The 24,922-nt window shown below is 70.8% G+C and carries 19 protein-coding genes; 13 read left to right on the forward strand and 6 right to left on the reverse strand.

Translation table 11 applies throughout. From position 1 onward, the window contains the following. The first annotated feature begins 99 nt into the window (after window positions 1-99). The 5 genes from ACFYUS_RS02245 to ACFYUS_RS02265 all read left to right on the forward strand — a co-directional run bounded on the left by ACFYUS_RS02245 (window position 100) and on the right by ACFYUS_RS02265 (window position 6,010). Window positions 100-1,809, forward strand: coding sequence for a purine-cytosine permease family protein (locus tag ACFYUS_RS02245; protein ID WP_388844656.1), 1,710 nt, complete (start codon window positions 100-102; stop codon window positions 1,807-1,809). 155 nt (window positions 1,810-1,964) lie between these two features. After that, complete coding sequence (locus ACFYUS_RS02250; protein WP_388844658.1) at window positions 1,965-2,144, forward strand: SPOR domain-containing protein; 180 nt, start codon at window positions 1,965-1,967, stop codon at window positions 2,142-2,144. A gap of 40 nt (window positions 2,145-2,184) precedes the next feature. Then, the gene (locus ACFYUS_RS02255; protein ID WP_388844660.1) at window positions 2,185-2,670 is read left to right on the forward strand and encodes a (deoxy)nucleoside triphosphate pyrophosphohydrolase; all 486 of its coding nucleotides are present in this window, start codon (window positions 2,185-2,187) and stop codon (window positions 2,668-2,670) included. Window positions 2,671-2,875: 205 nt separating this feature from the next. Beyond that, the gene (locus tag ACFYUS_RS02260) at window positions 2,876-3,298 is read left to right on the forward strand and encodes an ATP-binding protein (RefSeq protein ID WP_388844662.1); all 423 of its coding nucleotides are present in this window, start codon (window positions 2,876-2,878) and stop codon (window positions 3,296-3,298) included. Between the two features lie 144 nt (window positions 3,299-3,442). Next, complete coding sequence (locus tag ACFYUS_RS02265) at window positions 3,443-6,010, forward strand: SpoIIE family protein phosphatase (RefSeq protein ID WP_388844664.1); 2,568 nt, start codon at window positions 3,443-3,445, stop codon at window positions 6,008-6,010. Window positions 6,011-6,027: 17 nt separating this feature from the next. On the opposite strand, the gene ACFYUS_RS02270 is transcribed toward ACFYUS_RS02265, so the two are convergent. Together ACFYUS_RS02270 and ACFYUS_RS02275 are read right to left on the reverse strand one after the other, a co-directional pair. Continuing rightward, a complete protein-coding gene (locus ACFYUS_RS02270) occupies window positions 6,028-6,738 on the reverse strand; it encodes a PspA/IM30 family protein (RefSeq protein ID WP_388844666.1) in 711 nt (236 codons plus the stop codon). Between the two features lie 28 nt (window positions 6,739-6,766). Then, complete coding sequence (locus ACFYUS_RS02275; protein ID WP_388844668.1) at window positions 6,767-8,866, reverse strand: TPM domain-containing protein; 2,100 nt, start codon at window positions 8,864-8,866, stop codon at window positions 6,767-6,769. Between the two features lie 22 nt (window positions 8,867-8,888). Here ACFYUS_RS02275 and ACFYUS_RS02280 point away from each other — a divergent pair, with 22 nt between their 5' ends. After that, on the forward strand, window positions 8,889-10,031 hold the full coding sequence (locus ACFYUS_RS02280; RefSeq protein WP_388844670.1) for a hypothetical protein: 1,143 nt from the start codon (window positions 8,889-8,891) through the stop codon (window positions 10,029-10,031). 2 nt (window positions 10,032-10,033) lie between these two features. Here the strand turns inward: ACFYUS_RS02280 and ACFYUS_RS02285 are convergent, their stop codons facing one another. From ACFYUS_RS02285 to ACFYUS_RS02300, 4 genes are read right to left on the reverse strand one after another with little or no spacing between them, the layout of a single operon-like run. Then, window positions 10,034-10,804 carry a succinate dehydrogenase/fumarate reductase iron-sulfur subunit gene (locus ACFYUS_RS02285; protein ID WP_388844672.1) on the reverse strand — a complete coding sequence of 257 codons (771 nt, stop codon included), beginning with the start codon at window positions 10,802-10,804 and terminating at the stop codon, window positions 10,034-10,036. Then, window positions 10,801-12,684: a fumarate reductase/succinate dehydrogenase flavoprotein subunit gene (locus ACFYUS_RS02290; protein WP_388845962.1), complete on the reverse strand. Its 1,884-nt coding sequence runs from the start codon at window positions 12,682-12,684 to the stop codon at window positions 10,801-10,803. Before ACFYUS_RS02290 ends, ACFYUS_RS02285 begins: the two co-directional genes overlap by 4 nt. Window positions 12,685-12,694: 10 nt before the next feature. Continuing rightward, window positions 12,695-13,525 (reverse strand): hypothetical protein, encoded by an 831-nt coding sequence (locus ACFYUS_RS02295; protein ID WP_388844673.1) that lies wholly within the window; start codon window positions 13,523-13,525, stop codon window positions 12,695-12,697. 24 nt (window positions 13,526-13,549) lie between these two features. After that, window positions 13,550-13,777, reverse strand: a complete 228-nt coding sequence (locus tag ACFYUS_RS02300) for a hypothetical protein (RefSeq protein ID WP_388844675.1) — start codon at window positions 13,775-13,777, stop codon at window positions 13,550-13,552. Window positions 13,778-13,977: 200 nt separating this feature from the next. Here ACFYUS_RS02300 and ACFYUS_RS02305 point away from each other — a divergent pair, with 200 nt between their 5' ends. The 7 genes from ACFYUS_RS02305 to ACFYUS_RS02335 all read left to right on the forward strand — a co-directional run bounded on the left by ACFYUS_RS02305 (window position 13,978) and on the right by ACFYUS_RS02335 (window position 24,817). Continuing rightward, window positions 13,978-16,332: an ABC transporter family substrate-binding protein gene (locus ACFYUS_RS02305; protein WP_388844677.1), complete on the forward strand. Its 2,355-nt coding sequence runs from the start codon at window positions 13,978-13,980 to the stop codon at window positions 16,330-16,332. Between the two features lie 263 nt (window positions 16,333-16,595). Then, window positions 16,596-18,497, forward strand: a complete 1,902-nt coding sequence (gene typA, locus ACFYUS_RS02310; protein ID WP_388844678.1) for a translational GTPase TypA — start codon at window positions 16,596-16,598, stop codon at window positions 18,495-18,497. 479 nt (window positions 18,498-18,976) lie between these two features. After that, the gene (locus ACFYUS_RS02315) at window positions 18,977-20,617 is read left to right on the forward strand and encodes an ABC transporter substrate-binding protein (protein WP_388844680.1); all 1,641 of its coding nucleotides are present in this window, start codon (window positions 18,977-18,979) and stop codon (window positions 20,615-20,617) included. Between the two features lie 170 nt (window positions 20,618-20,787). Further along, window positions 20,788-21,720 carry an ABC transporter permease gene (locus tag ACFYUS_RS02320; protein ID WP_388845965.1) on the forward strand — a complete coding sequence of 311 codons (933 nt, stop codon included), beginning with the start codon at window positions 20,788-20,790 and terminating at the stop codon, window positions 21,718-21,720. Then, the gene (locus ACFYUS_RS02325) at window positions 21,713-22,666 is read left to right on the forward strand and encodes an ABC transporter permease (RefSeq protein WP_388844682.1); all 954 of its coding nucleotides are present in this window, start codon (window positions 21,713-21,715) and stop codon (window positions 22,664-22,666) included. Before ACFYUS_RS02320 ends, ACFYUS_RS02325 begins: the two co-directional genes overlap by 8 nt. 14 nt (window positions 22,667-22,680) lie before the next feature. Beyond that, complete coding sequence (locus tag ACFYUS_RS02330; protein WP_388844683.1) at window positions 22,681-23,736, forward strand: ABC transporter ATP-binding protein; 1,056 nt, start codon at window positions 22,681-22,683, stop codon at window positions 23,734-23,736. Further along, window positions 23,729-24,817 carry an ABC transporter ATP-binding protein gene (locus tag ACFYUS_RS02335; protein ID WP_388844685.1) on the forward strand — a complete coding sequence of 363 codons (1,089 nt, stop codon included), beginning with the start codon at window positions 23,729-23,731 and terminating at the stop codon, window positions 24,815-24,817. Before ACFYUS_RS02330 ends, ACFYUS_RS02335 begins: the two co-directional genes overlap by 8 nt. The last annotated feature ends 105 nt before the right edge of the window (window positions 24,818-24,922 follow it).

Raw genomic sequence — 24,922 nt, forward strand, 5'->3', positions numbered from 1 at the left:
GCGTAACGGATCGGCAATCGCGCGCCGTCCGCCGCCGTCACGAGCGGCTCCTACCTTCCTCCTCCGTACCCGCGACCCGGTCGGACGACAGGAACCCTCATGACGGAAACGGTCACCCCACCCACCCCGGACCAAGAAGCGCCCGCCGGGCCCCGCCGCAGCTACGCCAGGCTGGCCGCGGACGAGAGCCGCGAGGACTACTCCCTGCGGTACGCCCCGCACTCCTTCCGGCGCTGGTCGCCCGGGACCGTCGCCGGGACCGCGCTCGGTGGCATCGCGTACCTCGCCGACTTCGCGATCGGCGCCTCGATCGTCTTCACCTACGGCTTCGGCAGCGGCCTCGCCTCGATCCTCACCGCCGCCACGCTCATCTTCCTCACCGGCATCCCCATCGCCCGTGCCTGCGCCACCTACGGCCTGGACATGGACCTCATCACGCGCGGCGCCGGCTTCGGCTACTTCGGCTCCACGCTCACCTCGCTCATCTACGCCTCCTTCACCTTCATCTTCTTCGCCCTCGAAGGCTCGATCATGGCCCAGGCCATGCACCAGGCCGTGGGCCTCCCGGTGCAGGCCGGCTACCTCGTCACGACCCTGATCGTCATCCCGATCGTCTTCCGCGGCATGGGCGCCCTCGCCAAGGTGCAGGCCTGGACCCAGCCGATCTGGCTCGTCGGCCTGGTGCTGCCCTTCGTCGTGCTCGCCTTCGAAGCCCCCGACGCCTGGGGCGCCTTCGCCTCCTTCGGCGGTACGGAGGGAGCCGGCGCGGGCTTCTCGTGGATCGGCTTCGGTCTCGGCACCGGCGTCGCGCTCTCCCTCATCGCCCAGATCGGCGAGCAGGCCGACTACCTGCGCTTCATGCCCGCCAAGACCGAGGCGAACCAGCGCCGCTGGAACCTCGCCGTGCTCGCCGCCGGTCCCGGCTGGGTCGTCATCGGCGCGGCCAAGCAGCTCGGCGGCGCCTTCCTCGCCTTCGTCGCCCTGGAGGCCGTCGGCAAGACCCATGCCCTGGAGCCGATCGCCCCGCAGATCGAGGCGCTCAGGCCCTGGCTCGGCTCGTTCGCGCTGCCCGCCGCCGCGCTCTTCGTGATCGTCTCCCAGATCAAGATCAACGTCACCAACGCCTACAGCGGCTCGCTGTCCTGGTCGAACTTCTTCTCCCGCGTCACCCACCGGCACCCCGGACGCGTCTGGTACATCTTCCTCAACCTCGCCATCGCGCTGACGCTGATGGAGATGAACATGTTCGCGGCCCTGAACAAGCTGCTCGGGTTCTACTCCAACGTCGGCATCGCCTGGATCGCGGCCGTCGCCGCCGACCTCGTCATCAACAAGCGGGCCGGCTGGAGCCCCCCGTACATCGAGTTCAAGCGCGCCTACCTGTACGCCGTGAACCCGGCCGGCTTCGGCGCCATGGTCATCGCCTCCGTCGTCTCGATCCTCGCCTTCTTCGGCCTCTTCGGCACCTACGCGGAGGCGTTCTCCACCTTCATCGCCGCCGGCCTCGCCGTCGTCCTCTGTCCCCTCATCGCCTGGGCGACCGGGGGCCGCTACTACCTGGCCCGCCCCAACACGGTGAACGGCCCCGGCGCCGAGGTCTCCGACGAGCGGGCGACCCACGCCTGCGCCGAGTGCGAGACGGCCTACGAACTGCCGGACATCGCCGACTGCCCGGTGCGGTCCGGCCCGGTCTGCTCCCTGTGCTGCTCGCTCGACGCCACGTGCGGCGACGCCTGCCGCAAGGACCCCGGAGGCGGCCCCGTCCTGATGCCGGTGCCGACCGTCCCCGCGGCGGCGCCCGGGGCGTGACCTTCGGCCTCCCTCCATCGGTTCCCGGCCGATCCGTGCCTCTTTGTGAAAACCCGTATCCGCTGCGTGAAGGTCAGGCGTAAGCTCCGGCATATGCGGATTGCGGTTTCCCGGAGATCCTTAGAGGCGCCCGGACCGGCGGAGGGAGAAGCCTGATGACCGACAGCGGCCCCGTCCTTCCCTGGCTCGTCATACGGCAGGACGACAACGGCAACCGCTACCGGGTGGGGCGGTACGCGACCAGGGAAGAGGCCCAGAAGATCGCGGACAGTCTCGACGACCGCGGCCACAAGCAGCTCTACTGGGTCGAGCGCATCGGCACCCCCGCCCTCTGACCCCGGCGGGCGCCGACCGGGCCGGGCTACGCTCGCGCCCATGACGGAACGCATCACCGACCCCGCCGCACCCCACGAGCCCCCGCGCGACGCCGGCCCCGGACACGGAGCCGGCGTCGTGGTCGTCGTCGCGGGCGCCCTGTACGACCGGGGGCGGCTGCTCGCCGCGCGCCGCAGCGCCCCCGCCGAGCTCGCCGGCCGCTGGGAACTGCCCGGCGGCAAGCTCGAACCGGGCGAGAGCGGGGAGGAGGCCCTGGTCCGCGAGCTCCGGGAGGAGCTCGGCGTGGAGGTCGAGCCGGGCGAGCGCATCCCCGGCGAGTGGCCCTTGAAGCCCGGATACGTCCTGCGGGTGTGGACCGCCCGGCTGCTCTCCGGCGAACCGCGCCCCCTGGAGGACCACGACGAGCTCCGCTGGCTCACCCGGCACGAGCTGGACTCCGTCGACTGGCTCGACCAGGACCGCCCCGCCGTCGCCGAGGCGGCACGGAGATTCCCGGCGGCCCCTGCCGGGGGAGCGCGCGACTGAGACTCCCGGCGGCCTCCGCCGACGGGGCGCGTGACCGGGATTCGGGGCGGAGCGCGCGGTCGGGCCCCCTACGCCGTTCGTGCCACCGTGCGCCCGCTGACGCTCCGGCGGGATATCCCGCCCCAAATATCGGGTATGTCCAGAATGGTCCCTTGGGGAGGGTGTGGACCTTCCTGCTGACGCACGGCTGGGGAAGTGATCGGGTGTGATCGACACCGGCGGCGAGCGCGTGGAGTGGAACTTCCCGGCGGAGGCGAACGCCGTGCGCACGGCTCGTCATGCGGTGCGCGAGACCCTGCGCGCCTGGGAGCTCGACAAGGCCCTCGGCGATGTGACCGTCCTGCTGGTCAGCGAGCTGGTGACCAACTCCCTGCGGTACGCCTCCGGGCCCATCGGGGTCCGGCTCGTCCGTCCCCAGGCCGACGGCGCCGACCCGGCGCATCCGCCGGCGCTCCTGGTGGAGGTCTCCGATCCGCTTCCGGATCCGCCGACCGAGCGGGCCCCCGGACCCGAGGACGAAGGGGGCCGCGGCCTCGGTCTCGTGGCCTGTTCCGCACGCCGCTGGGGGACCCGTAGAGGAAGGACGGGCAAAACCGTATGGTTCGAGCTGGCTCTCCCTGGTGAGTAAACAGGGTGGGACAACGATCACCGGTACTCGACGAGGGACGAACGAGACCACCCTGTGATCGTGAACGTCGTGCCGTCGGGGCCCGCCGTATTGAATACTGCGGGCATGGCCGGTCCGGTGCGGTGAGCTGGAGGGGACGGTCGCGTGAGCGAGATACCTGGGACGGCGAGCGGCGTCGTGTGGCAGAGCAGCCCGCCCGGCTCCCTCTATGACTACATCCGTGTGGCGTCCTTCTCGATCGGGCCCGACGGCCTCGTCGAGCAGTGGAGCCGACGGGCCGTGGACCTCTTCGGGGTGACCGCGGAAGAGGCCGTGGGCAAGGACCCCGTCGAGGCCTTCATGCCCGCCGACCTGCGTCGGCACGGTCACCGCCGGGTCAAGGAGATCCTCGACGGCAAGGAGTGGACGGGCCTCGTCCCGTTCCGCGTGCCCGGCGAGGACCGGCCCCGCGGCATCGCCGAGATGTACGTCATGCCGAGCGAGACCCCGACCGGGGAGCGGGCCGCGCTGTGCATCGTCGTCGACGTGCGCGCCCTGCGCCGTATCGAGACCGACCTCGCCGCCTCCCAGGCGATATTCGGCCAATCCCCCTTCGGCTTCCTCCTCTTCGGCACCGACCTCACCGTGAAGCGGGCCAACCGGCGCTTCGCCACCGTCTTCGGCGGCGAGGCCGACGACCACCGGGGCCGTACCGTCCACGACTACCTGGGCCGCGCCGAGGCCGACCGGATGACCGCCGCCCTCCGGCGGGTCCTGGAGACCGGCGAGTCCGTCACCGACTTCGAGATCGTCGGCGCCGCGCCCGGCGCCCGGGACCGCCGCCACTGGTCCATCAACCTCTACCGCGTGCACAGCGGCTCCGGCCGGCCGATCGGCGTCGCCGGGCTCGGCATCGACGTCACCCGCCGCCACAACGCGGCCAGGGAGGCCGCCAGCGCCCGCCGCAACCTCGCCCTGCTCAACGAGGCCGGCGCCCGCATCGGCAACTCCCTCGACCTGGAGGCCACCGCCCGCGAGCTCCTCGACGTCGCCGTCCCCGGCTTCTGCGACCTCGCCTCCGTCGACCTCTACCAGGGCCTGCTCACCGGCGACGAGGCACCGCCCGGCCGCTGGGGGAACTCCCACGACGTCGGCTACGGGGCGGGCAGCGCCGAGCTCCGCAGGGTCGCCTTCGCCAGCGCCGTCTCCGACACCCCCCTCAGGACCGACGAGGGCCACGGCCCCGGCAGCGGCTGTTGCGGCCCCGTCCCCATCGAGGTCGGCGCCGTCCACCGCTACCCCTTCAACTCGCCCTGCGCCGGAGCCCTGCGCACCGGACGCGTCCGGACGGTCCCCGGCTCCGAAGGAGACCTCGTCCAGTCCACCCTGGTCGTCCCGATGGTCGCCCACGACACCCTCGTCGGCCTCGTCCAGTTCTCCCGTACGAAGGGCAGCGAACCCTTCGGGGAGCGCGACCGGGCCCTCGCCGTCGAACTCGCCGCCCGCGCCGCCGTCTGCATCGACAACGCGCGCCTCTACCGCCGCGAGCACGAGCGGGCCCTGATCCTCCAGCGCAGCCTGCTCCCGCCCGGCGACCCCGAGGCCGCCGGACTCGACATCGCCTGCCGCTACCTGCCCGGCACCGCCGCCACCGAGGTCGGCGGCGACTGGTTCGACGTCATCGAACTCCCCGGCCACCGCACCGCCCTCGTCATCGGCGACGTCATGGGCCGCGGCCTGCGCGCCGCCGTCGCCATGGGCGAACTCCGCACCGCCGTCCGCACCCTCGCCCAGCTCGACCTGGAGCCCGCCGAAGTCCTCTCCCACCTCGACGAGATCGCCCGCGGCCTGGGCGCCCCCATCGGCGCGCAGCAGTCCCGCAGCCACAAGAACCGGGGCCCCGAACTCGCCGAGGTCTACCTCGCCACCTGCGTCTACGCCGTCTACGACCCGGTCACCCGCCGCTGCACCTTCGCCAACGCCGGGCACCTCCCGCCGGTGCTCGTCGAACCCGGCGAGGAGGCCCTGCTCCTCGACGTACCCCCGGGGATGCCGCTCGGCGTCGGCGGCGAACCCTTCGAGGAGGTCGAGGTCGAACTCCCCGAGGGCGCCCTCCTCGCCCTCTACACCGACGGCCTCGTCGAATCCCGCGACCACCCGCTCGACGAAGGCCTCCAGGCCTTCCGGCGCGCCCTCACCGACCCGGCCCGCCCCCTGGAGGACGTCTGCGACCGGGTCCTCACCAGCCTCAACACCCGGCACGGCGAGGACGACATCGCCCTCCTCATGGCCAGGATCCAGGGGCTGCCCAGCGAGGCCGTCGGCGACTGGCGGCTCCCCAGGGAACCCCGCTCCGTCGGCCGGGCCCGCGAACTCGCCCGCGCCCAGCTCACGGCCTGGGACCTCGAACCGCTCATCGACACCGTCGAACTCCTCGTCAGCGAACTCGTCACCAACGCCCTGCGCTACGGCGAGGGGGAGATCCGGCTGCGGCTGCTCCGCGACCGCACCCTCGTCTGCGAGGTCTGGGACGCCGGCCTCGTCCAGCCCCGGCGCCGCAGGGCCCGGGACACCGACGAGGGCGGCCGCGGCCTCCAGCTCGTCGGGCTGCTCTCCTCCTCCTGGGGCTCGCGCCGCACCCCGCGCGGCAAGACCGTCTGGTTCGAACTGGACCTGCCCGACGGCGAGGGGACGGCGGAGCCCACGGTGGAGCAGCTGCTCAGCATGTTCTGAGCGGAACGGACAAGGCGTCAGCCCTTGAGCGCGGCCAGCCGGGCCTCGATCTCGGCGCTGTCGCCGAGCGCGTCCAGCTGCTCGAACTGGGCGTCCAGCGAGGAGGCGGCGAGCTCCTGCCTGCCCAGGGCCTTCGCCTCCTCCCGGCGCACCTTGTCCTCGAAGCGGCTCAGCTCGCTCGTCGGATCGAGCACGTCGACGCTGCGCACGGCGTCCGTCATCCGGTTCTGCGCCTGGGCCGACTTCGCGCGGGCGACCAGCTCGTCGCGCTTCGCCTTCAGCTCGCCCAGCTTCGCCTTCATCTGGTCCAGGCCGGTCCTGAGCTTCTGCACGACCTCGGTCTGGGCGGCGATCGTCGGTTCGGCGGTCTCCGCCTCCTTCTCCGACTGCAGCTGACGGCCCAGCGCCACCTTCGCCAGGTTGTCGAAACGGTCCGCCTCCGCCGTCTGCCCGCCGGCCCGCAGCTCGTCCGCCTTCCGGCTCGCGGCCAGCGCCTTGCCGCCCCACTCGTGCGCCGCCGCCACGTCCTCCTGGTGGTCCGCCTCCATCAGCCGGAGGTCGCCGATGGTCGCCGCCACGGCCTCCTCCGCCTCCGCGATGTTGTCGGCGTAGTCGCGGATCAGCTGGTCCAGCATCTTCTGCGGATCCTCCGCCTGGTCGAGGAGGGCGTGGATGTTCGCCTTCGCCAGCTGGGTGACCCGGCCGAGAACGGTCTGCTTGCTGCTCATGCACTGCTCCTTGGGGATCAGGGGGAACTCAGAAACGGCCTCCGCCGCCCAGCCGGCCGCGCGTGCCGCTGCCGCCGAAGCTGCCGGGCCCGCCGCCGAAACCTCCGCCCCCGAAACCGCCGTGGCCGCCGCCCCTTCCCCCGCCGCCCCTCTCCCCGCCGAACAGCCCGCCGAGGACGATGCCGCCGAGCACCGCGCCGCCGAGCCCGCCGCCACCGCTTCCGCCCGCCCCCGTCACACCGCCCAGGCCGTTCGGATTCCCGTACGTGCGGACGTCCTGCTCGGCGAGGTCCTGGGCGCGCCGTGCCAGCGCGTCCGCCTGCTGGGCCTCCGCCAGGGCCGCCTGCGGATCGCCGCCGTCGGCGAGCGCCCGCGCCTTCTCCCAGCGGCGCCGGGCCTCGGCGAGACGCGTACGGGCCTCGCTGCCCACCGCGCCCCGGTGCGTCGTGATGTAGTCGGAGGCCGCCCCGATCGCCGAACGGGCCGTCAGCATCACCTGGTCGAGGAACACCCGCGCGCGCCGCACACCCGACTCGCGCTCCCGCGCCCCCTCCAGGGCCTCGTCGAGCGCCACGTCGGCCTCCTCGACCCGGCGCAGGGCCTCGATCGGGTCGTACCGCCCGGCGTCCACACCGCGCCGCACCTCGGCGATCACCGCGTCGGCACGCGCGATCCGGCCCTGGAGACCGGCCGTGGACACCCCCTCGGCGGTCCCCTTCAGCAGCCCGCGGGCCTCCGCCAGGTCCGCGTCCGTCTCCGCGAGCGCGCCCGGCAGCTTCCCCACGGCCTCGGCCAGCTCCCGCGCCCGCCGGTCCACCGCCTCGATCAGCCGGGCCGCCTGGTCCACGGCGCCCTCGGCGGCCCGGATGTGCACGGCGGCCCCGCCGTTGTCGCCGGAGTCGATCCGCCGGCGGGCCTGGTCGACGTGGGTCGTCGCGAACACGAGCCGGTCCTTCGCCTGCTCGACGTCCCCGGCGACGGGGGCGGCCGCCGTCTCCGCGTACCGCTCGCGCATCGCGGTCAGCGTCGCCTCGCCCGTCCCGATCCGCCCGGTCTGCTCCCGGAACGCCGCCTCCACCGCGGCCAGCGCCTCCGGGGCCGTGCGCTCCAGGGCCCGGAGCCGGTCGAAGTCCTCCGCCTCGGCGTCGAGACGGGCGTTCGCCCCGGCGCAGCGGCGGAGGATCTCCTCCAGCATGCTCCGGCGGGTCGCGTCGTCCTCCGGGAAGGAGTCGTCGAGCTTCTGCCGCAGCCGGAAGGAGGCCGTCAGCTGCTCCCCGGCGAAGTCGACCGCCTCGGTGAAGGGGCGTACCGCCTCCTCGCCGAACTGGGCCGAGGCGAAGCCGAGTTCCTCCTTGCTGGTGCGGACGGCGTCGTCGGTGGCGACCAGCGTCCGCCGGGCCTCCCCGTCGAGCTGCTCCAGGGACGGCGGCGCGTCCTCCTTCGGCGGGCCCCAGCCCTGCCTGCCCCCGGGGGTGGTGCGGGTCTCGGTCCGTCGCCGCCGTTTGGCGTACGCGTACGCCGCCACGGCCCCCGCGCCGCCGACGAGCACCAGGGGCAGGACGAGGTCGGTCGCCGAGGTGCCGCCGTCGGTCGCGGCGCCGGGATCGGCGGGGCCGGGGGTGAGGGTCGGGGCGGGGACGGGCCGCCCCGCGAGGACGGCGTCGTAGCCGTTCGCCGCGCCGATGGCGGCGCCCGCCCAGTCGTTCTGCCGCAGGGCCGGTTCGATCGCGGTCCGCGCGACCTCGTCGAGCTGCGCCTGGGTGAGGCGGGAGCCGGGGTCGGCCGAGTAGCCGTACCGCCGGTCGTGGGTGGCGACGGCGAGCAGGACGTCGTCGACGCCGAGCCCGTTGCGCTCGGCGGTGGCGTCGGCCCAGCTCTGGCCCGAGCGCCCGGAGAAGTCCCGTACGTAGACGACGAAGAGCTGGACGCGCCGGGCGTCGTAGAGCCGGTCGAGGGCCTGGACCACGGAGGCGCGGCGGTCGCCGAGCGCGCCGACCCGGTCGGTGATCTGCCCGTTCCCGGACAGGGTGACGGGGTCGTCGGCGTGGGCACCGTGTACGGCGGGCACGAGGAGCCACCACGCCGCCACCAGCACCGCGAGAAGGGCTCGGGTGTCTCTTCGCGTCACAGAAGGGAGGCTATGTCCGTGTATGTTCCCCCGCGACCGGGCCTGTGTCGCCGGAAACCGCCCCTCTCGCCCGATCGTCACTGTCAGTGACCACCGCTACGGTGGTTCCAGTGACACGACGGCTCTTGGGGGGGTACGGGTGGACGGACGGCTGAGGCGTGTGTGGAGGCGGGGGCGCTGGTGGGTCCTCGGACTGGTCCTCCTGCTCGTCGTACCCCCGCTCTTCGGCGCCCTGGCCCTGTGGGTCAGCTACACGGGCGACCTCAGGGACGACGCGAAGAGCCGCGGCAAGGACGCCTTCTGGATCGGGCACGCCTGGGTCGACGGACGGAAGAAGGACGCCGACCTGGCGGCCCTCGCCGCGCGCCTCAAGGGCAGCGGGATACGCGACCTGTACGTGCACGCCGGACCCCTGGAGCACGACGGCACCCTGTCGGCGGCGAAGTACCCCCGGGCCAGGTGGCTGATCGACGGGGTGCACCGGGCGATGCCCGGGATACGGGTCCAGGCCTGGCTCGGCGACGTCCTGGCCACGGAGGGGCCCGTGGGCCTGCGCCTGGAGGACGCCGGATCCCGCCGGGCCGTCGTGGGCTCGGCCCGCCGGATCCTCGACGCCGGCTTCGACGGGGTCCACTTCGACCTGGAGCCGCTGCACTCCGACGACCGGGACTACCTCTCCCTCCTCGACGACCTCGGCGGGCTGACCCGGGCCCGCAAGGTCCCGCTCTCGGTGGCCGCCCACCAGATCGACCCGCTGCCGGGCGCCCACACGGTGCTGGGCGCGGTCAGCGCCAACGGCAGCGAGAAGTGGTGGTCGCAGGAGTTCTTCGGCGAGGTCGCCCGGCGCGTCGACCAGATCGCCGTCATGTCGTACGACACCTGGATGCCGCTGGAGAGCCTGTACGGCGGGTACGTCGCCCAGCAGACGGCCCTCGCCCTCGAAGCGACCCCCGAGACCACCGACCTGCTCATCGGCCTCCCCTTCTTCCACGAGGACGACCTCGGCCACCACGAGAACGCGGAGACGGTCGCCGCGGCCGTCGAGGGCGCGCGGCTCGGCCTCGGCCGCACCGACCCCGGCCGCAGGAGATTCGGCCTCGCCCTGTACGTCGACTTCGCGGCCGAGGAGGGGGACTGGGCGGCCTACCGCGCCGGCTGGCTCTGACCTCAGTCCCTGCGCCGCCGGATCGTCTTCCCGAGCCAGACGAGCGGGTCGTACTTCCGGTCCACGACGCGCTCCTTCAGCGGGATCAGGGCGTTGTCGGTGATCCGGATGGACTCCGGGCACACCTCCGTACAGCACTTGGTGATGTTGCAGTAGCCGAGGCCGTGCTCCTCCTGCGCGGTCTTCCGCCGGTCGAGCCCCACCTCCTCCGCCGCGTCCAGGGGGTGCATGTCGAGCTCCGCGACCCGCATGAGGAAGCGGGGCCCGGCGAAGGCCGCCTTGTTCTCCTCGTGGTCGCGCACCACGTGGCAGGTGTCCTGGCACAGGAAGCACTCGATGCACTTCCTGAACTCCTGGGAGCGGTCCACGTCCTCCTGCTTCATCCGGTACTCGCCGGGGCCGAGCGCGGCGGGCGGGACGAACGCCGGGACCTCCCGGGCCTTCACGTAGTTGAAGGAGACGTCCGTGACGAGGTCGCGGACGACGGGGAAGGCCCGCATCGGGGTGATGGTGACGACCTCGTCGCGTGCGAAGACCGACATCCGGGTCATGCACATCAGCCGGGGCCGGCCGTTGACCTCGGCCGAGCACGACCCGCACTTGCCCGCCTTGCAGTTCCAGCGCACGGCCAGGTCGGGGGCCTGGGTGGCCTGGAGCCGGTGGACGATGTCGAGGACCACCTCGCCGTCGTGCACCTCCACGGCGTAGTCGGTGAGCTCCCCGCCGTCGGTGTCGCCCCGCCAGATCCGGAAGCGGGCCTGATACGTGCTCATGCGTCCAGCTCCTCCTCCGCCAGGTACTTCGCCAGCTCCTCCTTGTCGAAGAGCGCGAGCAGATCGGGCCTGATGGGCTCGGTCCGCACCCGTTCCAGGGCGACCCCGCCGTCCCCGGCCCGGCACAGCAGGTTCACCGGCCGCCAGGACCGCTCCATCGCCGGCCGGTCCTCGCGGGTGTGCCCGCCCCGGGACTCGGTGCGCTCCAGCGCGGCCCGGGCCACGCACTCGCCGACCAGGAGCATGTTCCGCAGGTCGAGGGCGAGGTGCCAGCCGGGGTTGAACTGCCGGTGCCCCTCGACCACGATCCGCCCGGCCCGCTCCCGCAGGGCGGCGATCCGCTCCAGGGCCTCGGCCATCTCGCTCTCCCGCCGGATGATCCCGACGAGGTCGTTCATGGTCTGCTGGAGCTCCTGGTGGAGCGTGTACGGGTTCTCCGGGGGCCCCGCGGAGACGGGCTCGAACGGGGCGAGCGCCTCCGCCCGCGCGGCGGCCACGTCGTCCTCGGAGACCCGGCCGCCGGCCCCCGCCCTCGCGTACTCCGCGGCGTGCAGACCGGCCCGCCGCCCGAAGACCAGCAGGTCGGACAGGGAGTTCCCGCCGAGCCGGTTCGAGCCGTGCATCCCGCCCGCGACCTCACCGGCCGCGAAGAGCCCGGGCACCCCGACCGTGGCCGCCGTCTCCGAGTCGACGGCGACACCGCCCATCACGTAGTGGCAGGTCGGCCCGACCTCCATCGCCTCGGCCGTGATGTCGACGTCCGCCAGCTCCTTGAACTGGTGGTACATCGAGGGCAGCCGCCGCCGGATCGTCTCGGCCGGCATCCGGGTCGACACGTCCAGGAACACCCCGCCGTGCGGGGAGCCGCGCCCCGCCTTCACCTCGGCGTTGATGGCCCGCGCCACCTCGTCGCGCGGCAGCAGCTCGGGCGGGCGCCGGTTGTTCTCCGGGTCCTCGTACCAGCGGTCGCCCTCCTCCTCCGACTCGGCGTACTTCTCCTTGAAGACCTCGGGGACGTAGTCGAACATGAAGCGCCGGCCCTCGGAGTTCCGCAGGACCCCGCCGTCACCGCGTACGGACTCGGTGACGAGGATCCCCTTCACCGACGGCGGCCAGACCATGCCGGTGGGGTGGAACTGCACGAACTCCATGTTCACCAGGGGCGCCCCGGCGAGCAGGGCGAGCGCCTGGCCGTCGCCCGTGTACTCCCAGGAGTTCGAGGTCACCTTGAAGGACTTGCCGATGCCGCCGGTCGCGAGGACGACCGCGGACGCCTCCAGGACGAGGAAGCGCCCGCTCTCCCGCTCGTAGCAGAAGACCCCGGAGACGCGGCCGTCACCGTCCTTGAGGATCCGGGTGACGGTGAACTCCTGGAAGACCTTCAGGCGCGCCTCGTGGTCACCGGTCTCCCGGTGGTCCTCCTGCTGGAGCCCGACCACCTTCTGCTGGAGGGTCCGCAGGAGTTCGAGACCGGTGCGGTCGCCGACGTGCGCGAGCCGTGGGTATTCGTGGCCGCCGAAGTTCCGCTGGGAGATCCGGCCGTCCGGCGTCCGGTCGAAGAGCGCCCCCCAGGTCTCCAGCTCCCAGACCCGCTCGGGCGCCTCCTGGGCGTGCAGTTCGGCCATCCGCCACTGGTTGAGGAACTTCCCGCCGCGCATGGTGTCCCGGAAGTGCGTCTTCCAGTCGTCGTGCTCGTTGGCGTTCGCCATGGAGGCGGCGATGCCGCCCTCGGCCATCACCGTGTGCGCCTTGCCGAAGAGGGACTTGCAGATGACGGCGGTGCGCGCGCCGGCCCGGCGCGCCTCGATCGCGGCCCGCAGCCCGGCGCCGCCCGCGCCGACCACGACCACGTCCCACCGCTGCCGTTCCACGGAGCTCACAGGACTCATGTCAGAAGAACCTCGGGTCGTCGAAGGCGCCGGTGGCGAGCAGGTACACGTACAGGTCGCAGACGGCGACGCTGATCAGCGACGCCCAGGCGAGTTGCATGTGACGCCGGTTCAGGCGCCCCACCCAGGTCCACAGCCGGTAGCGGACGGGGTGCTTCGAGAAGTGCCGCAGACGGCCGCCGACGATGTGCCGGCAGGAGTGGCAGGAGAGGGTGTACGACCAGATGAGGACGATGTTCACGAGGAAGATCAGCGTCCCGAGCCCGGCGTGGCCCCAGTCGTCGTGCTCGTCCCGGAAGGTCAGCGCGGTGTCGTACGTGAGGATGCCGGCGACCGGCACCGCCGCGTAGAAGAAGTACCGGTGGAGGTTCTGCAGGAGCAGCGGGAAGCGGGTCTCGCCGGTGTACGTGCGGTGGGGTTCGGCCACCGCGCAGGCCGGGGGAGCCGCCCAGAACCCCCGGTAGTACGCCTTGCGGTAGTAGTAGCAGGTCAGCCGGAACCCCAGCGGGAAGACCAGGATCAGCAGGGCGGGGGAGAGGACCCACCAGCTGCCGAAGAGCGCCCAGTTCGGGCCGCCCCGCATGGGGACGCAGTTCTCCGCGAGGCAGGGCGAGTAGAACGGGGAGACGTAGGGGGCGGCGTAGTAGTGGGCGTTCGCGAAGGCCCGCCACGTCGAGTACGCGACGAAGGCGAGCAGTCCGGCGGCGGTGGCGGCGGGGGAGAGCCACCAGCGGTCGGTGCGCAGATGGCGGGCGGCGATGGCGGCGCGCCCCGGGGAGCGCACCCCCGTCGCCGCCCCGTGACTCGTCGGGGGTTCCGTACCTGTGGCCAACAGAGCCTCCTCGGCGCTACGGCTCTACGGTGCGTGGTGGTCGCGGGCTCCCAGGCCCTCGTCGTCGACGTCGGTCCACATTCCGGCGTCGTACGGGGCGTCGGGGATGGTCACCATGCTCTCCGCACGGCCGGTGGCCGGCGTGGGAGACGCGCCGCGCTCCGTCCCGACGCGGCGTTCCAGCTCTTCGACCGTGTGTTCCAGGTCCTGCAGGCGGCGCTTGACGGCCGCCAGGTCGTCCTGAACGGACATGGTTGCCCTCACCTTCGTGAGTGTCGCGCGTCACATCCCGCTTGGGAAGCCGTGTGCACGAGCGGTTGGGCCGCACGAGTGGGGTTTGCCGGTCGCGCCGCCGTGTCGCCGTGGCCGCATCCGGTCCGTGCTTTTCAGTGTATGAGCAATAGGTCTGATCATCTCCAAATGGAATAAATCTGGACGAAGGGGTACAAGTCATGTCCCAGATCGGCGCCCCTCGCGGGGGGACATGCTCCAGGAGCCCCCGCGCCCGCACGCTCCGCTCCGTCGCGGCCCTGACCAGCGCGGTCCTCGCCGTCACCGTCCTCGCCGGGTGCAGCTCCGGCGACGAGGCCGACGAGACCCCGGCCGCGGCCCAGGACAACGCGCCCGCGGCACGGGACAAGGTCGCCGACGGGGGCACCCTCCGCTGGGCCGTCGACGCGCTGCCCACCACGCTCAACGCCTTCCAGGCCGACGCCGACGGCACCACCTCGCGCATCGCCGGAGCCGTGCTCCCCGCCCTCTACACGATGGACGAGCGGGGCCGGCCCAGGATGAACCCCGACTACCTGGAGTCCGCCCAGGTCATCGAGACCGAGCCCAAGCAGGTCGTCCTCTACAAGCTCAACCAGCAGGCGGTGTGGAGCGACGGACGCGAGATCGGGGCCGCCGACTTCGTGGCCCAGTGGCGCGCGCTGAGCGGCCGCGACACCGCGTACTGGACCGCCCGCAACTCCGGCTACGAGCGGATCGAGAAGATCGAGCGGGGCAAGAACGACCTGGAGGTCCGGGTCACCTTCGCCAAGCCGTACGCCGACTGGCAGTCCCTCTTCACCCCCCTCTACCCCAAGCAGGTGATGGGCTCCCCGAGCTCCTTCAACGACGGGGCGCGCACCACCCTCAAGGCCACTGCAGGACCGTTCCTGCTCAAGGCGGTCGACCGGAAGAGCGGCGACGTCACCCTCACCCGCAACCCCCGCTGGTGGGGACAGCAGGCCAAGCTCGACAGCCTCGTCCTCAAGGCCGTCCCCCGGGCCGACCGGGCCGCCGCCCTCGCCGCCGGCGACCTCGACCTGGCCGAGATCGACCGGCCCGCGGCCGAGCGGATCGCCCTCGCCCTCCGCGACGCCCGGGCCGGACGCAGCGGCGCGCAGGCCGCCCTCGCCCACGGCCCCGGCTCCGCGATCACCCCCTCCAAGGCCCTGAAGTCCTGGGCCCTCGCCCACGGCTCCGACGACGAGAAGGCGGCCGAGGTCACCGCCGCCCGCAAGAAGAACCAGGAGGCCGTCGCCGCGTACGCGAGCGCCCAGGAAGCCCTGGCGAAGTACGTGGTCCGCAAGTCCCTGGAGCCCGCCTACACCCAGCTCTCGCTGAACGGCGAGTCCGGCCCGCTGGCCGACGAGCGGGTGCGGCGCGCGGTGGCCCGCGCCATCAACCGCCAGGAGCTGGCCGAATCCGTGCTCAAGCCCCTCGGCCTCCCCGCCCGTCCCCCCGGCAGCCACCTCGCCCTCGCCGGCCAGGCGGCCTACGCGGACAGCAGCGACGCGCTCGGCGGCCAGGACACCAAGGAGGCGCGGGCGCTCCTCGCCGACGCCGGCTGGGTCCCCGGCGGCGCGCTCCGCAAGCCCGCCGGCACCAAGGCGGGCAGCGAGGCGGAGAAGAAGGCCGCGGAGAAGGAGAAGGAGAAGGAGAAGGCCAAGAAGTCCGGGGACTCCTCCGACGCCAAGAAGAAGGGCGACGACACCGCCTCCGACGAGGGCCTCTACATCGTCGGCGACGACAAGCCCGGCGACCGCCCCGCCACCGTCGGCGCGAACGGCCCCGACCACGGCGCCGACGCCCTTCCCCCCGCCGCCGTCCGCCAGAGCGCCGCCCTCCTCGCCCGCGCCGAGGCGCTCGACACCGGCGCCCACGCCGCCCGGCCGGACCGGGGCGTGGCCGGGGCCTACGCCCCGCGCGGCACCGCCGCCCCCGTGACGGCCCCCGACGCCGCCCAGGCCCAGGCCCTCGGCAAGGACGGCAAGGCGCTCAGCCTCCGCTTCGTCCTGCCGTCCGGGCCGGGCTCGGAGTCGCTGCGGTCGGTCGGGGACCGGATCGTCCGGATGCTCGACGCCGTGGGCATCCGCACCGAGGTCACCAAGGTCTCCGACGACAGCTTCTTCAAGGACCACATCGCCTCGGGCGACTACGACCTGGCCCTCTACTCCTGGCCGGCCTCCGCCTTCCCGGCGACCGACGCCCGGCCGATCTTCGCCAAGCCCGAGCCGGCCTCGGACGGCTCGCTCCTGGTCGAGCAGAACTACTCCCGGGTCGGCACCGACCGCATCGACCAGCTGTTCGATCAGGCGGCGGGGACGCTCGACGAGGAGGAGGCCCACGAGCTCGTGCGCCAGGCCGACGCCCGGATCTGGGCCGCGGCCGGCTCCATCCCCCTCTACCAGCGCCCGCAGCTCGTCGCCGCCCGGGCCGACCTCGTGAACGCCGGCGCCTGGGGCCTCGCCGCGCCCCGCTACCAGGACATCGGGTTCAAGAAGCCCGAAACGACCAAGGGTACCGAGCGGAACCACTGAAAGCGCAGGTCACAACCTCAGAAGCAGCTCAATTTCCTTGCCCGCCGGTGACCCCGGCGGGCAGGATCGCGACGGCCCCTTGACCCGGCCCGCATGATCTTCCCCACACCCTGAAACCTCCCAGTAGACCCTCTCGGATCCCTCCGGGGAAGCCCCTTGCGCGGCAGCCCCGTACCATAGGACATAGCCGTGGCGCGTCCGCCCGGCGGGCGTAAGAGGAACTGACGCCGATTCCCACGATCCGAGAGAAGCGCAAGCCACCCATGCCCACGCGCCACGACATCCGCAACGTCGCCATCGTCGCCCACGTCGACCACGGCAAGACGACCATCGTCGACGCCATGCTCAAGCAGGCCGGTGCCTTCGCCGCCCACCAGCAGCTCGACGACCGCATGATGGACTCGAACGACCTGGAGCGTGAGAAGGGCATCACGATCCTCGCCAAGAACACGGCGGTGAAGTATCACCCCAAGGACGGCGGGGCCCCGATCACGATCAACATCATCGACACCCCCGGCCACGCCGACTTCGGTGGCGAGGTCGAGCGCGGTCTGTCGATGGTCGACGCCGTCGTCCTCCTGGTGGACGCCTCCGAGGGTCCGCTCCCGCAGACCCGCTTCGTGCTGCGCAAGGCCCTCCAGCAGCGCAAGCCCGTCATCCTCTGCATCAACAAGACGGACCGCCCGGACTCCCGGATCGACGAGGTCGTCAACGAGACCTACGACCTCTTCCTGGACCTGGACGCCGACGAGGACCAGATCGAGTTCCCGATCGTCTACGCCTGCGGCCGCGACGGCATCGCCTCGCTGACCAAGCCGGCCGACGGCACGGTCCCGCAGGACTCCGAGAACCTGGAGCCCTTCTTCTCCACCATCCTGGAGCACGTCCCGGCCCCGTCGTACGACGAGGAGGCGCCGCTCCAGGCGCACGTCACCAACCTCGACGCCGACAACTTCCTCGGCCGCATCGCGCTGCTCCGCGTCGAGCAGGGCGAGCTGCGCAAGGGCCAGACGGTCGCGTGGATCAAGCGGGACGGCACGATCTCCAACGTCCGCATCACCGAGCTGATGATGACCGAGGCGCTCACCCGCAAGCCGGCCGAGGTCGCCGGCCCCGGTGACATCTGCGCCGTCGCCGGTATCCCCGACATCATGATCGGCGAGACCCTGGCCGACCCGGAGAACCCGATCGCGCTTCCGCTGATCACGGTCGACCAGCCGGCCATCTCCATGACCATCGGCACCAACACCTCGCCGCTCGTCGGCCGCGGTGGCACCGGCAAGGGCGCCGACGCGAAGGCGGCCGTCAAGGACCGCAAGGTCACCGCCCGCCAGGTCAAGGACCGTCTGGACCGCGAGCTCATCGGCAACGTCTCGCTCCGCGTCCTCGACACCGAGCGTCCGGACGCCTGGGAGGTCCAGGGCCGTGGTGAGCTCGCGCTCGCCATCCTGGTCGAGCAGATGCGCCGCGAGGGCTTCGAGCTCACCATCGGCAAGCCGCAGGTCGTCACCAAGGAGGTCGACGGCAAGGTCCACGAGCCCGTCGAGCGCCTCACGGTCGACGTCCCCGAGGAGCACATGGGCGCGGTCACGCAGCTCATGGGTGTCCGCAAGGGCCGCATGGACAACATGTCGAACCACGGCTCCGGCTGGGTCCGCATGGAGTTCGTCGTTCCGTCCCGTGGCCTCATCGGCTTCCGTACGGAGTTCCTCACCAACACCCGCGGCACGGGCATCGCCCACTCGATCCACGAGGGCCACGAGCCGTGGTTCGGCCAGCTGACGACCCGTAACAACGGCTCGCTGGTCGCCGACCGCGCCGGTGCGGTCACCGCCTTCGCGATGACCAACCTCCAGGAGCGCGGCGTCCTGTTCACCGACCCCGGCACCGAGGTGTACGAGGGCATGATCGTCGGCGAGAACTCCCGCTCCGACGACATGGACGTGAACATCACCAAGGAGAAGAAGCTCACCAACATGCGCTCCTCCTCCGCCGACTCCTTCGAGGCGATCGTCCCGCCGCGGAAGCTCTCCCTGGAGCAGTCCCTGGAGTTCTGCCGCGACGACGAGTGCGTCGAGGTCACCCCGGAGGCCGTGCGCATCCGCAAGGTCGTCCTGGACCAGAAGGAGCGCGGTCGTTCCGCTTCCCGCGCCAAGAACGGCTGAGTAAGGTCGCATACGGCCGCTGACGGCGGGGTAGATCACGGTCCTGTGATCTTCGCCGCTCTCGGCTGACGCGACGTCAGCACCGGAGCCCGGGCCCCCACAGACGCTGTGGGGGCCCGGGCTTTTCGTCAAGTTTCGTCAAATCCATTTCGGGGCCCGAGTGTCCGCATATCGGCGATCGCTCTCCGGTACGTGTGTTAACGGTCCGTTTCGCGGGTGTCTGTCTGTGCTCAGTTTGTCCGGATTTCGGTCTCCGGGGCCCCGGCGATGTTGTCAAAACGAGACCACTTAAGTGTGGTTTACAGCCCGGACGTACTTAATAGTTGGCTCCATTGAGCTCGGGTCAATGGGTCACGCACTGTGGGGAGTGCCGACTCACGAGCACACTCGGGGCACTTGAGTCCAAAGCCGTCAGGGGTGTCGGCGAAACTCGAAGTGCCCCTCTTGTAGTGACAAAGTGGACTCATGAGGAGGAACCCATGCGCGGTGCCAAGAGCGCCAAGTGGGTAACGGGCGCGATCATCGTCGCCCTTGCTGCGACCGCCTGTGGCGGGGGTAAGAGCGACGGCGGCAGCGACGCCAAGGCTGTTGACCCGAACGGAATCTTCTCCATCGAGCTGGGCGAGCCTGAGAAGCCCCTGCTCACCGGCGACACGATGGAGTCCAACGGCTCCGCCGTCATGGCCGGCCTGTTCTCGACCCTGGTCGACTACAAGGCCGACGGTTCGCTGACGATGGTCAACGCCGAGTCGGTCACCACGACGGACTCGAAGACCTGGACCGTCAAGCTCAAGCCGGGCTGGACCTTCCACGACGGCACCCCCGTCACCTCCAAGTCCTACGTGGACGCGTGGAACTGGAACGCCAGCCTGAAGAACGCCCAGGGCCTCTCGTCCTGGTTCGCGGACATCAAGGGCTACGACAAGGTCCACCCGGACGCCGAGGGCGCCAAGCAGACCGCCGACAAGCTCGAGGGTCTGAAGGTCGTCGACGAGAACACCTTCACGATCGAGCTCTCGAAGTCCGTCCCGTACTTCGGCCACAAGCTCGCGTACATCGTCTTCGCGCCGCTCCCGGAGTCCTTCTACAAGCTGGACGCCAAGACCCGCGGCCAGGCCCCGGTCGGCAACGGTCCCTACAAGTTCAAGTCGTGGGACCACAAGAAGAAGATCGAGATCACCCGCTACGACGGCTACAAGGGCCCGAACAAGGCGAAGAACGGCGGTGTGGTCTTCAAGAACTACACCACCCTCGAGGCCGCGTACGAGGACCTGAAGTCCGGCAACGTCGACGTCCTGCGTCAGATCGCGCCGAAGGACCTCCCGGTCTACCGTCAGGACCTCGGCGACCGCGCCGTGGACCAGGCGTACTCCGCGATCCAGACCATCGCCGTCGCCTTCTACGCCGACCAGTGGAAGAAGCCGAAGCAGGTCGACCCGCGCGTCATCCAGGGTCTGTCCATGGCGATCGACCGCGCCACCATCACCAAGACGGTGCTGAACGGCACGCGTGAGCCCGCGACCGGCTGGGTCGCCAAGGGCGTCCTGGGCTTCCAGGAGGACGGCGGCAACGGCGTCACCAAGTACGACCCGGCTCAGGCCAAGGCCCTCATCAAGGCCGGCGGCGGCGTCCCGGGCAACAAGATCTCGATCCAGTACAACGCCGACGGTGGCCACAAGGAGTGGGTGGACGCTGTCTGCAACTCCATCCAGCAGGCCACCAGCGTCCAGTGCGTCGGCGACGGCAAGCCGGACTTCCAGGCCGACCTGACCGCTCGTAAGACGAAGCAGGTCAAGTCGCTCTACCGCTCCGGCTGGGTGCTCGACTACCCGGTGAACGCCAACTTCATCTCGGACCTGTTCCGTACGGGTGCCGGCGGCAACCAGGGCGACTTCTCCAACAAGGAGCTGGACGCCAAGATCGCGAAGGCCGACTCCGCCAAGACCCTTGACGAGTCCGTCAAGGCCTACCAGGCGATCGAGAAGGACCTCAAGAACTACATGCCGTCCATCCCGCTCTGGTACTACAAGGTCAACGCGGGCTTCTCCGAGAAGGTTTCGGGTGTCGCCTACGGCCAGGACGGCGACCCGATCCTGACCGGCGTCGAGGTCAAGAAGTAATCACCCAAGCGTAGTCCGCACGCCGTCACGGGACTGACGGATCGTCAGTCCCGTCTCGGTGCCTTACGCAGCGGCTGGGGGGCCCTTCCACGACATCAGCATGCCCGGATCCGGGCATGCTGTCGGGGGAGGGCCCGTCGGTTGCGCTGTCACATCTCAACGGAGGCATGATGGGGCGTTATGTCGCACGACGACTGCTCCAGATGATCCCGGTTTTCCTCGGGACGACCCTGCTGATCTTCGCCATGGTGCATCTTCTGCCCGGTGACCCCGTGCTTGCCATGTTCGGCGACAAGGGCGCCGACCCGGCGACGCTCGCCGCGAAGCGCCATGAACTCGGCCTCGACAAGCCGGAATGGCAGCAGTATCTCTTCTACATGCGGGACATGATCCTGCACCTGGACTTCGGTACCCAGATCCGCAACGGACGACCGGTCACCGAGGTGCTGGGCGACGCGTTCCCCATCACCCTCCAGCTTGCCGCCCTGGCGTTCGCCATCGAGCTGATCTTCGGCATCGGTCTCGGCATCATCGGTGGCCTGCGCGCCGGCCGTCTCGCCGACAACCTGATCCTGATCTTCACGCTGCTGATCATCTCGATCCCGGTCTTCGTCCTCGGCTACATCATCAAGATGGTGTTCGCCTTCAACCTGGGCTGGATCGCCCCGAACGTCAGCACCGAGCCGGTCCTGAGCGAGATGATCGCCCCGGCCATCGTGCTCGGCGGACTCTCCCTTGCCTATGTGGCGCGCCTCACGCGTACCTCCATGGCGGAGAACCTGCGCGCCGACTACATGCGCACGGCCGTCGCCAAGGGCCTGCCGCGCCGCCGCGTCATCGGCGTCCACCTGATGCGCAACTCGATGATCCCCGTGGTCACCTTCCTCGGCACCGACATCGGCGCCCTCATGGGCGGCGCGGTCGTCACCGAGGCGATCTTCAACATCCACGGAATCGGCGGCGTCATCGCCGACTCGATCTCCCGGCGCGAAGGTTCGACCCTGGTGGGCCTCGTCACCATCCTGGTGATCGTCTACCTCGTCACCAGCCTGCTCATCGACCTGCTGTACGCGGTCCTGGACCCGAGGATCCGGTATGCCTGACGTGACCAAGACCGCTACCGCCGTCGAGGACGCCGTCGCCACCCCCTCGGTGGACGCGTCCGCACCGGTCGCCAAGCCGGAGAAGGCCCGCAGCCTCTGGGGCGACGCCTGGGTCGACCTCCGCCGCAACCCGTACTTCATCGTCTCGTCGGCGCTGATCGCGCTGCTGCTGCTGATCTCGGTGTGGCCGACCCTCTTCACCAGCGCGTCCCCGACCGCCGGTGACCTGGTCCACCACTTCCTGAGCAAGCCGGAGCTGGGCAAGGTCGGCTCGGCCGAGTGGCTGGGCTACGACCAGCAGGGCCGCTCCGTCTACGCCCGACTGATCCACGGCACCCGCGCCTCCGTCACCGTCGGCATCGCGGTCACCGCGATCGTCACGATCGTCGGCGGCATCACGGGCATGATCGCCGGTTACTTCGGCGGCTGGGTCGACACGATCGTCTCCCGGATCACCGACATCTTCTTCGGCATCCCGTTCCTGCTCGGCGCCATGGTCGTCCTGCAGTCCTTCACCGAGCGGACCGTCCTGGTCGTCGTCTTCGCCCTCGCGTTCCTCGGCTGGACCCAGATCACCCGCGTCATGCGCGGTGCCGTGATCACGGTCAAGCAGGCCGACTACGTCCACGCGGCGAAGGCCCTCGGTGCCGGCACGGTCCGGATCCTGTTCAAGCACATCCTGCCGAACGCCATGGCCCCCGTGATCGTCGTCGCGACCATCGCGCTCGGCGGCTACATCTCGGCCGAGGCGACCCTGTCCTTCCTGGGACTCGGCCTCGCCGCCCCGACCGTCTCGTGGGGTGTCGACATCTCCGCGGGCGTCGCCCAGATCCGAGTGGCCCCGCACGTCCTGCTCTGGCCCTCGATCATGCTGAGCCTCACCGTTCTGGCGTTCATCATGCTCGGCGAAGCCGTCCGCAACGCCCTCGACCCCAAGCTGCGCTGAGGAGGGCGTAACAGATGAGCATCATCGACAAGACCGCGGCCGTCCCGGCGCCGCGCGGCGGCGACCACACCGGTCCGCTGCTCGAAGTCAAGGACCTGCACGTCGAGTTCCACACCCGTGACGGTGTGGCCAAGGCGGTCAACGGCGTCAACTACTCGGTGAACGCCGGCGAGACCCTCGCCGTCCTCGGCGAGTCCGGCTCCGGCAAGTCCGTCACCGCCCAGGCCATCATGGGCATCCTCGACATGCCTCCCGGCAAGATCCCGCAGGGCGAGATCCTGTTCCGCGGCGAGGACATGCTGAAGATGTCCGAGGAGGACCGCCGGAAGATCCGCGGCCGGAAGATCGCGATGATCTTCCAGGACGCGCTGTCCTCCCTCAACCCGGTCCTCAACGTCGGCTACCAGCTCGGCGAGATGTTCCGGGTGCACCACGGCATGTCCAAGAAGGACGCCAAGGTCAAGGCCATCGAGCTGATGGACAAGGTCAAGATCCCCGCCGCCAAGGCCCGGGTCGACGACTACCCCCACCAGTTCTCCGGCGGCATGCGCCAGCGCATCATGATCGCCATGGCGCTCGCCCTGGAGCCGGACCTGATCATCGCCGACGAGCCCACCACGGCTCTCGACGTGACCGTCCAGGCCCAGGTCATGGACCTCCTCGCGGAGCTCCAGCAGGAATACAACATGGGCCTGATCCTGATCACCCACGACCTCGGCGTCGTCGCCGACGTCGCGGACAAGATCGCCGTGATGTACGCCGGCCGGATCGTCGAGCAGGCGCCGGTGCACGAGCTGTACAAGCGCCCGGCCCACCCGTACACCCGCGGCCTCCTGGACTCGATCCCGCGCCTGGACCAGAAGGGCCAGGAGCTCTACGCGATCAAGGGCCTGCCGCCCAACCTGCTCAAGGTGCCCACCGGCTGCGCCTTCAACCCGCGCTGCCCCAAGGCCGACGACATCTGCCGCACGGAGATCCCGGCCCTGGTGCCGGTCACCGAGCAGGACGGCTCGGATCTCCCGGGCCGTAAGAGCGCCTGCCACTTCTGGAAGGAGACGATCCATGGCTGACCTCAGCAACAACGAAGAGGCCGTGGCCGCCGCCATCGAGGCCCCCGTGGCCGCCGGCGAGCCGATCCTCCAGGTGCGCAACCTGCAGAAGCACTTCCCGCTGACGCAGGGCATCCTCTTCAAGAAGCAGGTCGGCGCGGTCAAGGCCGTGGACGGGGTCTCCTTCGACCTCTTCCAGGGCGAGACCCTCGGCATCGTGGGCGAGTCCGGCTGTGGCAAGTCCACGGTCGCCAAGCTCCTGATGAACCTGGAGCGGGCCACCGCCGGCGAGGTCTTCTACAAGGGCCAGGACATCACCAAGCTGTCCGGGCGCGCGCTGAAGGCCGTCCGCCGCAACATCCAGATGGTCTTCCAGGACCCGTACACCTCGCTGAACCCGCGCATGACGGTCGGCGACATCATCGGCGAGCCCTTCGACATCCACCCCGAGGTGGCCCCGAAGGGCGACCGGCGCCGCAAGGTGCAGGAGCTGCTCGACGTCGTCGGTCTGAACCCGGAGTACATCAACCGGTACCCGCACCAGTTCTCCGGCGGTCAGCGCCAGCGCATCGGCATCGCCCGCGGCCTCGCGCTCAACCCGGAGATCATCATCTGCGACGAGCCGGTCTCGGCCCTGGACGTCTCCGTCCAGGCGCAGGTCATCAACCTGATGGGGAAGCTCCAGGACGAGTTCAACCTCTCCTACATCTTCATCGCGCACGACCTGTCGATCGTCCGGCACATCTCGGACCGCGTCGGCGTCATGTACCTCGGCAAGATGGCCGAGATCGGTACGGACGAGCAGATCTACGAGCACCCGACGCACCCGTACACGCAGGCGCTGCTCTCCGCGGTGCCGGTGCCGGACCCGGAGGCCCGCGCGCACCGCGAGCGGATCATCCTCACCGGTGACGTCCCCTCGCCGGCCAACCCGCCGTCGGGCTGCAGCTTCCGCACCCGCTGCTGGAAGGCGCAGGAGAAGTGCTCCCAGGAGGCGCCGGTCCTCGCGATCCCGCAGCGCTTCCAGGGTGAGGACAGCCCGGCCGCCCACTTCTCGGCGTGCCACTTCGCCGAGGAGAAGCAGGTCGTCCCGGTGAGCTGACGCACCGAGCGCAGAAGGGCGCCCCCGTTCCGTACGTACGGAACGGGGGCGCCCTTCGTCATGGCGGCGTCCGTCCGGGTGCCATAAAAGTGCACCCCCGTCAAT

Origin of the sequence: Streptomyces sp. NPDC004284 (genome assembly GCF_042874035.1) — a bacterium.
Taxonomy (GTDB): domain Bacteria; phylum Actinomycetota; class Actinomycetes; order Streptomycetales; family Streptomycetaceae; genus Streptomyces.